This window comes from Wolbachia endosymbiont of Mansonella ozzardi, from assembly GCF_020278625.1.
Classification (GTDB): domain Bacteria; phylum Pseudomonadota; class Alphaproteobacteria; order Rickettsiales; family Anaplasmataceae; genus Wolbachia.
Genome location: NZ_JADAKK010000013.1, coordinates 1 through 4,036 on the forward strand (window position 1 = coordinate 1; position 4,036 = coordinate 4,036).

Consider the following 4,036-nt stretch of genomic DNA (forward strand, 5'->3'; position numbering starts at 1 on the left):
CCTAGTATCAACTGCTGGGATAACAAGAAAAGGCTACTTGGATTTACCCATAGACTTGTCATTCCAGCGCGTAACACTGAAATCTAGAATTTTATCAAGTGGTGAGTATAAAAGTGGCCATTTAGGTTAAAATATAACATCTGATTACTATGGAAAGGTGCGATCTGATGTCATGAAACCGTAATGGTGTAATTCCATTCGTCTTAACATCAAGTTAAAATCGTACTCCATACTTTGGAAAAGTGGTAACTTTCTAGGGTGCAAGCACGGGTTAAAAAGGAGTAAGGTCAAGTTTTAATCTAACCACGACCTAGAGACTTTTTCTTGACTTGAGTTTATATTACAGTTTTAATGACCAAGGACATAATTACCACTACGAATAGGAGGTTTTACGCTTTTTAGATGAGTATTTACTTCCAGTGAACTGTTCAAATTATGCTCTATTTGTGTTTTTACTTCGAATTAAAATTCTAACTTTTTGCAGAATTTTGGAAATACTCCTCTATAACATCGAACAAGTTTCTACCTCCCTCTTTGTAATTTTTTAATTCCTTAGGGACAGTAAGTGATAATTTACCATTTTTATAGGTTATGCCATCCTTTCCATCTTGAGGCTCAAGTGTAAGTTTCAGTGAAGTAGATAGATCACATATTTTTTCTCCTGGATTGTTAAATTTGGTTGCAGGTATTTCCATATCGGGCTTTACTTTTATATTATTACAGTCAGTTTCATCAATATTCATTACTTTTTTAGGGTTTAATAAATTAATTCATAATTGCCAAGTGCAGCGTGATACTCAATATAAGTATGCCAGCTCTATATCCTGCTTGGTTACAATTAGTGACTGGCTTTTCTAAAATATGATTACTTGGAACACCTGCTTCAGTGTATTGAAACATTTCCTTAAAAACTTATTTTATGAACGGGCAATAATTTCTGTCCTAATTTCCTTTTTGGTAATAGATGCATATGCTTTCTTTCAGCATTATAAAAACCTTTCAAACTCTTTCTTGTATGAGTTAGTTTTCTGATAATCAGAAGTTTCAGGGTTTTTACAGTGATCCTTCAACAACTCACTCAATCTGTCTTGCACGAGTTCTTTTTCAAGATCTTTGAGCACCAAATCAATAGAAGTTTTACCATAATCTGTGTCTATTTCTCTTTGTTTTTCTGTTACGGTTTCAGTACTATATATATCGTCACTATTAAAAAGGTTGCTTTTGTGATGTTTAGCTCCTTCCATTAACGCATAGGTTAAAACTTTATCTATAACTTTTCCATTAATGACAAAGTTCATTCTTGGAAAATCGAAATACATTGTTTCACCAGAGTTTGCTGATTTATTACTGATATCGACTTTTTATTTACTGAAACTAAATTCTTTAATTTTAGTCTTCAATGCAACTATTAGATTTGCTTCTGTCATAGTCTCCTTTACCTAAAGCCTTCAAAGTTAATTATACCATAAGATTATTAATAGACTATTGACAACATATAAGCGTAACAATGGCTTTGTATTATGCCATACACCTATATCCTGTATGATAAACATACTCAGGCAAGAATTTAGTTGTAAGAACCTGTTTAAAATCTTGAAGAGATTAGGTAAAGTAGGCATAGATTGATAATGAGGTTACCTATACAGGAAAATTATCCAAGTAATATAAGTAGAGAGCAATTTGAAAAAATAAGACCAATTCTGGAGAGTAGTAGGAAGAAAACAAACCAAGAAAACTTGATTTATATGGAGTATTTTGTGAAGTATTATACGTCCTAAAAAGCACCTGCTAGTGGAGAATGCTGCCACAAGAATTTCCAAATGGCGAAGTTGTTACGACCACTTTAAAAAATGGAGTGAAAAGCCTAGTGAGGATATAGAAAGTATTTTAGAACGTGTGTTAAAAAAATTAGTTGGAGAAGTCCGTATCACCAAAGGCCGAAGAGAGAAAACTAGTTTTTGTATAATTGGTTCTCAAAGCATTAAAAACCTGCTGAAAAAAAGGGTTATGATGCAGGTAAAAAGATTTCAGGAATAAAGCGTCATATTGGAGTTGATTCACAAGGTTTGCCAAGTGCAATTTATTTAATGAAGGCAAGACCGTAGCAGTGCTGTGAAAATGGTCGAAAATGCTAAAGCAACCCTCTCTAAAGCTAAAAACATGCTGGTTGGTGCCGGCTACACAGGAGAAAATTTTACAACACAAATAAAAGCTATCGTTGGTGCAACTGTTGAAGTAATAAAGCGAAGTAGGTTACATACCTTTGCTGTATTGCCAAAAAGATGGGTTGTTGAGAGATCTTTTGCTTGGCTGGAGGAATACAGGCGATTGTGGAAAAATTGCGAACAGAAACTCAACACCAGCTTGCAAATGGTTGTTCTTACTTTCGCTGTTTTGCTCCTGAAAAGATTATGAATAGGTTACTAGGGTTATTGAAGTAATAAACTCCTTTATTTAAGACCGAAGTTTTGCTATTCTCGCATTTTAATAATTTAAAATTAATGAATATAAACAAGAACGAATTTTTATTTCTTCCGCTTGGAGGAATAGGCAGAATTGGGATGAATGTAAGCCTATATCATTACCAAGGTAAGTGGATTATGATTGACCTTGGTATTGGTTTTGCCGATGAAACTATGCCAGGCATTGAGCTATTAATTGCTGATGTGAACTTTATTGCTCAAAGAAAAAAGGATTTGCTCGGAATAATAATTACGCATGCGCATGAAGACCACTGCGGTGCAGTGCCTTATTCGTGGGAAGAGTTGCAATGTCCCATATACACAACAAAGTTCACAATTAATTTTCTTAAGGAAAAACTAAAGGAGTTTCGGCTAGAGAGTATAGTACCTGTGAAAGAGGTGGACATAAACGGTAGCATAAATTTAGATCCTTTCACCGTTGAATTTATAAACGTAACTCACTCAATTCCCGAAGCACATTCAATATTAGTTAGCACTAATGTGGGTAGCGCGCTTCATACTGGCGATTGGAAATTTGATCCAAAGCCTGTTGTTGGTTTAACTTCTAACATAAGTCGTTTAAAAGAAGTCGGCGATAAAGGTGAACTGCTTGCAGCAATTTGCGATTCAACGAACATATTGAGCAAACATAATCCTGAATCAGAAGGTGAGATTTATGGCAATATTTATAACATAATAAGGCGATCTAAAAAGCTAGTTGCTGTGTCGCTTTTTGCTTCAAACTTAGCGCGGATTGAAACAATAAGCCAAGCTGCAAAGGTGCTGGGAAGAAAAGTGGTTCTACTTGGAAAGTCTTTATGGAGAATAGTAAAAGTTGCACAAGATAGCGGGTATTTAACCAATTCTGTTGAATTTTGTGAAGCAAAAGACGTGGCAGATTTACCAAGAGAAAAGCTATTATTGATCTGCACCGGTTGCCAAGGCGAGCTGATGGCAGCAACCTCAAAACTTGCTAATAAGAATCATCATGCATTTAAAATGCAACAGGGTGATACAGTGATTTTTTCGTCAAAAATCATTCCTGGCAATGAAACTCGTGCACACAGTATGTTCAATGCCTTTATCGAAATGGGCATAGAGGTTATCATTGATAAAATGGAGCATGTTCATGCTTCTGGACATCCAGTAAAAGCAGAGCTAAGGGAAATGTATTCTTTGGTAAAACCTAGAATGTCTATTCCAGTTCATGGTGAGTATATTCACACGCATGCTCATGTAAAATTTGCTAAAGAGTGCGGTGTGGAAAAAGCAATAATGATTGCACCAGGTGATATCGTTAATTTAGAAAGCGGGGAAAAGGTTGATTCAATTGATGTTGACTACTTTGGTGTTGACGGGCTGTTGCTACGTTATCCAGAGAGTAGTGTTATAAAAATGCGTAAGAGAATGAGGGATGCTGGAGCTGTTGTAGTGACAGCAATTGTCAACAAGAAAAATAAATTGCTTGCAAAACCAAGGATATTTGCGCCTGGTGTTTTCGAAGCGTCAGAAGATGCAGCTATTATACAGAGGATTATAAAAACAGTTGAGTCAGCGTTTAGTTTACAGTCAAC

The 4,036-nt window shown here is 35.4% G+C and carries 3 protein-coding genes and 1 pseudogene; 2 read left to right on the plus strand and 2 right to left on the minus strand.

Annotation, left to right across the window (positions count from 1 at the left end):
* Positions 1–470: 470 nt before the first annotated feature.
* Both IHO40_RS01960 and IHO40_RS01965 read right to left on the minus strand, forming a co-directional pair.
* The gene (locus IHO40_RS01960) at positions 471–743 is read right to left on the minus strand and encodes a hypothetical protein (RefSeq protein ID WP_225536511.1); all 273 of its coding nucleotides are present in this window, start codon (positions 741–743) and stop codon (positions 471–473) included.
* 243 nt (positions 744–986) lie between these two features.
* A complete protein-coding gene (locus IHO40_RS01965; RefSeq protein WP_225536512.1) occupies positions 987–1,319 on the minus strand; it encodes a hypothetical protein in 333 nt (110 codons plus the stop codon).
* A gap of 321 nt (positions 1,320–1,640) precedes the next feature.
* Here IHO40_RS01965 and IHO40_RS01970 point away from each other — a divergent pair.
* Positions 1,641–2,415, plus strand: a pseudogene (locus IHO40_RS01970) (IS5 family transposase).
* Between the two features lie 86 nt (positions 2,416–2,501).
* A partial coding sequence (locus tag IHO40_RS01975) for a ribonuclease J (RefSeq protein ID WP_225536528.1) occupies positions 2,502–4,036 on the plus strand: 1,535 nt, incomplete at its 3' end.

Bases quoted from the DNA above. Each gene is read 5' to 3' on its own strand.
- IHO40_RS01960 (WP_225536511.1), bottom strand. From the start codon at position 743: ATGAATATTGATGAAACTGACTGTAATAATATAAAAGTAAAGCCCGAT.
- IHO40_RS01965 (WP_225536512.1), bottom strand. From the start codon at position 1,319: ATGTATTTCGATTTTCCAAGAATGAACTTTGTCATTAATGGAAAAGTT.